3 protein-coding genes are annotated in these 6,408 nt (G+C 71.2%); 2 read left to right on the forward strand and 1 reads right to left on the reverse strand.

Annotated elements, in window-relative coordinates:
• Positions 1-51: 51 nt before the first annotated feature.
• Positions 52-2,553, reverse strand: coding sequence for an ATP-binding protein (locus tag ACGFIW_RS20570; RefSeq protein WP_393317890.1), 2,502 nt, complete (start codon positions 2,551-2,553; stop codon positions 52-54).
• A 200-nt stretch (positions 2,554-2,753) separates the two neighbouring features.
• Here ACGFIW_RS20570 and ACGFIW_RS20575 point away from each other — a divergent pair, with 200 nt between their 5' ends.
• Together ACGFIW_RS20575 and ACGFIW_RS20580 are read left to right on the forward strand one after the other, a co-directional pair.
• A complete protein-coding gene (locus ACGFIW_RS20575; protein ID WP_393317892.1) occupies positions 2,754-5,027 on the forward strand; it encodes a SulP family inorganic anion transporter in 2,274 nt (757 codons plus the stop codon).
• Between the two features lie 304 nt (positions 5,028-5,331).
• The gene (locus ACGFIW_RS20580) at positions 5,332-6,273 is read left to right on the forward strand and encodes a hypothetical protein (RefSeq protein ID WP_393317894.1); all 942 of its coding nucleotides are present in this window, start codon (positions 5,332-5,334) and stop codon (positions 6,271-6,273) included.
• Positions 6,274-6,408: the final 135 nt, after the last annotated feature.

The raw sequence follows: 6,408 nt of genomic DNA on the forward strand, positions 1-6,408 counted from the left end.
TGCACATCGGGCCCCGCCGCACCGTCGGCGGGGCCCGGTACGTGCTCGGGATCAGGACTCGGCCAGTTCGCGTCGCAGGCTGGCGCGCAGAGTCCGCACCTCCGGTGCGTCCAGTTCGCCACACCGGTCGAGTGCCCGCTCACGCAACTGACGGGCGTCGGCGGCCTCGCCGGCCAGCGCCGCGAGTGCGTACAGGGTCTGCGCCTCCCACCACGGGCAGCACAGCGCGGCATACAGGGCCAGCGCCGACCGCAGCGCCTCGGCCGCCGCGTCGACCTCACCCAACGCCTGGAGCGCGAGCCCGTACCGGTGGATGGCGTTGGCCTCGCTGAACGTCGCGCCGCACCGGTGGAACAACCGCCGGGCACGGGCGTACTCGTCGGCGGCGGCCCGCCACCGGCCCAGCCCGGCCAGGTCCGCCCCGAGGCTCATCATCGCCCCGGCCCTGGCCACCGCCGCGCCGGTACGACTGAGACCAGTGCTGCCACGGGCGTAGAACACCAACACGTCGCGGTGCAGGTCGGCCGCTTCGGCGAACCGGCCGAGCGCGGCCAGTGCTCCGCCCTGCACGCTCGCCGCGCTGTGCTCGCCGAGGGCGTACCCGATCTCGCGGAACAGGGCCACGGCCCGGCGGCAGTGGTCGACGGCCTCCCCGCCGCTGCCGATCCGAATGAAGATCGCGGCGCGGTAGGTCAGCGCCCACGCCTCCTGCCGGCGGTCCCCGATCCGCCGGGCCAACTCCAGCGCCCGGTCCAGGGCGGCCAGCCCGTCGGTGTTGCGGTCCCGGCAGAAGTACCGGGCCCAGCCCAGGAAGTTCAGCAGGACGGCCTCGTCGCGAGGGCTGCCGGCGGCCTGGGCCGCGGCCACCCCCAACGAGAAGATCTCGTCCCAGGAGTGCCGGTGACTGTTGCCGTCGGAGTACCAGTGCAGCGCCCTGGTGACCGCGACCACGTCGGCGTGCCGACCACTCCGGGCCGCGTCGCGCAGCGCCGCCAGCCAGTTGCCGGACTCCCGATCCAACCAGCACGCCGCCGCCCGATCGTCGTCGAACGGGGAGTCGCCCCGAGCGGCGAGCGGTTCGAACATCAAGCCCGCCTGCCGGGTACGCCGCAGCAGCCAGCCGACCATCTGATCGTGCGCCCCCGTCCGGCAGACCTGCTGTTCCTCGGCGTCGAGGCGTTCCTGGGCGTAGAGCCGGACCAGGTCGTGGAACTGGTACCGGTCCCGCAGGGTCAGGAGGACACCGGCCTCGACCAACTCCTCCAGGGCCGCCGCCGCGGTCTCCTCGTCGATGCCGGCCACGGCGGAGACCAGCGCGGCTTCGAAGTCGGTGCCGGGAATCAGCGAGGCCCGCCGGAACACGCGGGCGGTCGTCGGGTCCAGTTGCCGGTAGGAGACCTCGAACGCGGATCGGACGCCCAGGTCTCCGGCGGTCAGCTCGGTCAGCCGCCGACGCTGGTCGCGGAGCAGGTCCACCAGCCAACCGACAGACCACTGTGGTCGGCTGGCGAGGCGGTTGCCGGCGATCCGGACGGCCAGCGGCAGTCGGCCGCAGAGTTTGACGAGGTGGTCGGTCGCGGCCGGCTCGGCGGCGATCCGGTCCGCACCGACGATCGCCGCGAGCAGCATTCGACCGGCTGCCGGGGCGAGCAGGTCGAGAGGCAGGCGGACCGCACCGGCAAGACCCGTCAGTGGACGCCGGCAGGTGACCAGCACCAGGCATCCCCGCCCGGCCGGCAGCAGTGGGCGTACCTGTGCCTCACCTGCGGCATTGTCCAGGACCACCAGCAGCGGCCGGTCCCGGGTGAGGGTGCGGAACAGACCACCCCGCTCGGCCGCCGACACCGGCACCCGGTTGTCCGGCACCCCGAGTGACCGCAGCAGGCCGGCCAGCGCCTCGGCCGGGTCGACCGGGCCGTCCGGCGAGGAGCCCTGCAGGTCGACGAAGAGCTGCCCGCCGGCGAAGGCCGGGCTGAGCCGATGTCCGGCGACGACGGCGAGGCTGGTCTTGCCGATCCCCGGCGGCCCGTGCAGCACCACCACCGAGGCGGTGTCCGGCCGCCCCGAGGTGACGTCGGCGGCCAGCTCCGAGAGCCGTTGCAGGATCTCCTCCCGGCCGGCCAGGTCCGGAACGGCGGCGGGCAGTTCCCCGGGTACGACCACCGCGGAGCGCTCCTGCGGCATCGGCACGCGGTCGTGCGGCACCGCGACGCGGTCGTGCGGCACCGCCGCGTGGTCATCCGGCACCGCGACGCGGTCGTGCGGCACCGCCGCTCGGTCGTCCGGCACCGCCGCTCGGTCGTGCGGCAGCCGCTCGACCCGGGCCAGGGCGACGAAACGGTCGCGGTCCGCCCCGTCCAGCCGCAGGGCATCGGCGAGCAACGCCACCGTCCGTCGTTGCGGGCTGCGCACCCGGCCGCGCTCCATCTCCCGGATGCCGCGGACACTGGAACCGGCCGCCTCGGCAAGCTCCTCCTGGGTCAGCCGCCGCTCCAAGCGGAGGGTCCTGAGGAGGCCGCCGAAGTGGTCACGCCGCACCTGACTCTTGGGCATGCTCCCCCAACCACCCAACGTCCACAGTTACGTAACGTGCCTCGATGCTCGCACGTGCGTGACGGCTTTTGGGCCACTGTGGACCGAGTGTGAGTATCACCATGGGCCGACGCCACCGACCTTTCGAACCGGGAGCAGGTCGCCGCCCTCTACCGGGAGCGACTCCTGCGCCTCGCGGCCCGTCACCTGCTGGGCATCGGGTGTTCGGCCAGGTCGGGCGCGGAAACCCGGCGGCCGTCCACGCCGCCAGGTGGGCCACGCCGTCCGGCGCAGCGTTGCCGACGTGGTGGAGGTCCTCCCGGAGCCACACCCCCGGATACGTCACAGGTTGTAATTTCTCGTTAACTCTACGCAGGTACCTTTCCGGAATGTCCCTTAAGACATTCCGGCATGACCTCGCCGCATCGATTGTGGTCTTCCTGATCGCGATCCCGTTGTCCCTGGGTATCGCTGCGGCGTCAGGTGCGCCGTTGCTGGCCGGGCTGATCGCCGCCGTCGTGGGCGGTATCGTCGCGGGCGCACTCAGCGGGGCTCCGCTGCAGGTAAGCGGACCGGCGGCCGGCCTCACCGTGATCGTCGCGGGCACCATCGTCGAGTTCGGCTTCGCCGGCACCGCCGCGATCGTGGCCGTCGCCGGAGGGGTGCAGATTCTGCTGGGCGTCACGCGCCTCGGCCGGGCAGCGCTGGCACTGTCACCGGCAGTTGTGCATGGCATGCTCGCCGGCATCGGGCTGGTCATCGCACTGAGCCAAATTCACGTGGTGCTCGGCGGCGCGCCCCAGAGCTCCGCGTGGGCGAACCTGCGTGACCTACCCGGTCAGATCGCCGGTCACCACGGAGTGTCCGTCTTGCTGGGTGCGTTGACCATCGCGCTGCTGCTGATCTGGCCGCGTCTGGTCAGGACGACGTTACTACCGGCGGCGCTGATCGCGGTGGTTGCCGCCACCGTCGTCGCCACGGCCCTGGGCGTCGACGTGCAGAGGGTAGATCTGCCCGCCGAGCCGCTCAGTGAACTGACCACCGCCCGCTGGCCGGAGGCACCGCTGCGTGAGATCACCGTGGCCGTCATCACCATCGCCCTGGTCGCCAGCGTGGAGTCCCTGCTCTCTGCGGTGGCCGTCGACCGGATGCACGACGGGCCACGCGCCAACCTCAACCGGGAACTCATCGCCCAGGGCGCCGCGAACGCCGTCTCGGGCACCCTGGGCGGCCTGCCGGTCACCGGCGTCATCGTGCGCAGCTCGACAAACGTCACAGCCGGCGCCCGCACCCGAGCCTCGGCCATCCTGCACGGCGTCTGGATCGCCGTGTTCGTGCTGCTCTGCGCCGCGGTGCTGGAGATGATCCCGATGGCCGCCCTCGCCGCGGTCCTCGTGGTCGTCGGCCTGCGACTGGTCAGCCTCGCGCAGATCCGCACCTATGCCCGGCACCGGGAACTGCCCGTCTACCTGATCACCGCAGCCGGTGTCACCGCCACCGACCTACTCACCGGCGTCGGCCTCGGCATGGCGGCAGCGGTGCTGTTCATGCTGTGGCGCCTCGCCCGCTGCGAGATCCGGACCACCCAACCGGCACCCGACACGTGGCTCGTGTCGATCTCCGGAACCCTGGCGTTCATCGCCTCCGGGCGGCTCATCCGCGGACTCACCGCGCTACCCGCCGCCCAGCGCGTCGAAATCGAACTACATCTGGACTACCTCGACCACGGCGCCTACGAAACCCTCCGCGACTGGCAGCAGTCCTACACCCGGACCGGCGGCGACGTCCACATCAGCGAGGTGCACGACTCCTGGTTCCACCGCGCCACCTCCGACCGACTCGGCGCCGGCAAGAGCACCCCACGCTTCCTCGGCTCCTGGTCGCGGTGGCAGGGCGCCAACCGCGACCGCCAACACGCCATGGCAGCCGGCATCCGCGAATTCGAACGCAGCGTCGCGCCGCTTGTTCGACCCGAACTCGCCGAACTCACCCACAGCGGCCAAGCACCCGACCAACTCTTCATCACCTGCGCCGACTCGCGCCTGGTACCCAACCTCATCACCGCCAGCGGCCCGGGCGACCTGTTCTGCGTGCGTAACGTCGGCAACATCGTGCCCGCTCACGACGCCCTCGATACCTCGGTCGCCGCCGCGATCGACTACGCGATCGTCGTCCTCGGCGTCACGACCATCACCGTCTGCGGACACTCCGGCTGCAGCGCGGTACGAGCCCTGATGAGCGGCACAACTGACACCGACTCGGCACTGGGCCGCTGGCTCGCCCATTCCGGCGTGCACTTCGACGACCCGACCGACGAACAAGCCTGCTGCACCGCCAACATCACCCAGCAACTGGCGAACCTGCGCACCCACCCCACCGTCAACGACGCAGTCGCCGCCGGCCGCCTCACCCTGACCGGCATGTACTTCGACGTCGCCCAGGCCCGCATGTACGCCGTCGACCCCAACCGCCGCCGCCACCCCATCTCCACCTGAGCCTTCAGCGACACACCTAGGGCCTGATTCATGAGGGCGGTCGAGCCGGAGTCCGGGCGGCGATCCGGCAACGAGCGAGCGGACCAAGCCGCCAAGGACGGCGCGGAAGCCGTTGACGCCTAGGCACGAGCATCACTCCGCCTTGGGCGCGTTCATCAATGACATCCCGCCGGAGCGGGTCGCCGAGATGCCTCGCAACGCCCGTCATTGATCGGACAGCCTCTTGTCGCCCGCGTTACTGATCGTCAGTTGCCAACTCCATACGGTACAGGCTGTTGTCGATTCAGTCCTTAGGAGGAGTTCCGTGACCCAACCGACCACCACCGGCACCGCGCCGGCCGCGCCGCAGAACGCGGTCATGGCCGCCTTCGCGGGCGGCACCCGTGTGATCATGGCCGGCGAACTGCACTCCCGCATAAGGCACGACGAGGAGATCGCGATCTGGCGAGCACAGGGCGTCACGGTCCTGTACGAGGAGGGCGCGCTCCCACTCCTCCCGGGTCATGGCCTGCCGGCCGCGATCCGACTCGACAGCCCGCTGATGGGTCTCGTCGCGTGCGCCGGCGAGATCGCCGGGCTGCTCACCGACGAGCACGTCGACGAGTGGGTTGCCGACAACGACAGGAATCGTCAGAAGAAGCTCGTCGACGACTTCGAGGCCGTCAACCTGGCGGCCGGCGACATCTTCGCCGCGCTGAGGGACGAGCTGGCGAGCACCGGCGCGAGCAAGGACAGCCCTGCCGCCAAGAGGGGCGAGATGCTGCGCAACTACGTCCAGTCCATCACCGACACGGTGCGCCTCCACCACCGCGCGACCGCAATAGATCGGATGCGGACGACCCCTTCTACCCGGGCCACCCTGAGGGTGAACGTCGTCACCCTGCGGTCCGAGATCAAATCGGCCCTGCCGTTGGAGGACCCGAGCCTCGCCCAGTTCGCCGACCGACCGAAGGTCGCCCGGTCGGCTGCCATGCTGCTGCGACTGACCCGGTTCGCGCAGTACGCCGCTCAGCCGACGGTCTGGAAGGTCGGCGAGAACCACATCCACGACGCCGTGGCGCTGGGCGGCGGTCAGCCGGCCCCGGTGCCGGGTGCGCTCATCATGCCCCGCCCGCAGTACATCGCCGCGTTCCGACAGTTCCTGGACCCGGTCCGTGTAGCCGAGACACAGCAGTTCTTTCGGAACAACCCGAACGCCGTCGGACCCATGATGCAGCACATGTACGACAAGGGCTGGGTCTCCTGAAACGGACCGGGGTGGGGGCCCCCCCCCCCGGGGGGGCCCCCCCGGGGGCCCGGGGGCGGGGCCGGGGGCCAAAGGGTGCGCCGGGGGGGCGGAAATAAACGTGGGGCGGCGGCCCGCGGGCCGCGCGCGGCTACG

This window comes from Micromonospora sp. NPDC048935 (assembly GCF_043197875.1).
GTDB lineage: Bacteria > Actinomycetota > Actinomycetes > Mycobacteriales > Micromonosporaceae > Micromonospora.

Excerpts from the sequence above, each read along its gene's own strand:
- ACGFIW_RS20570 (WP_393317890.1), bottom strand. The coding sequence starts at position 2,553 with ATGCCCAAGAGTCAGGTGCGGCGTGACCACTTCGGCGGCCTCCTCAGG.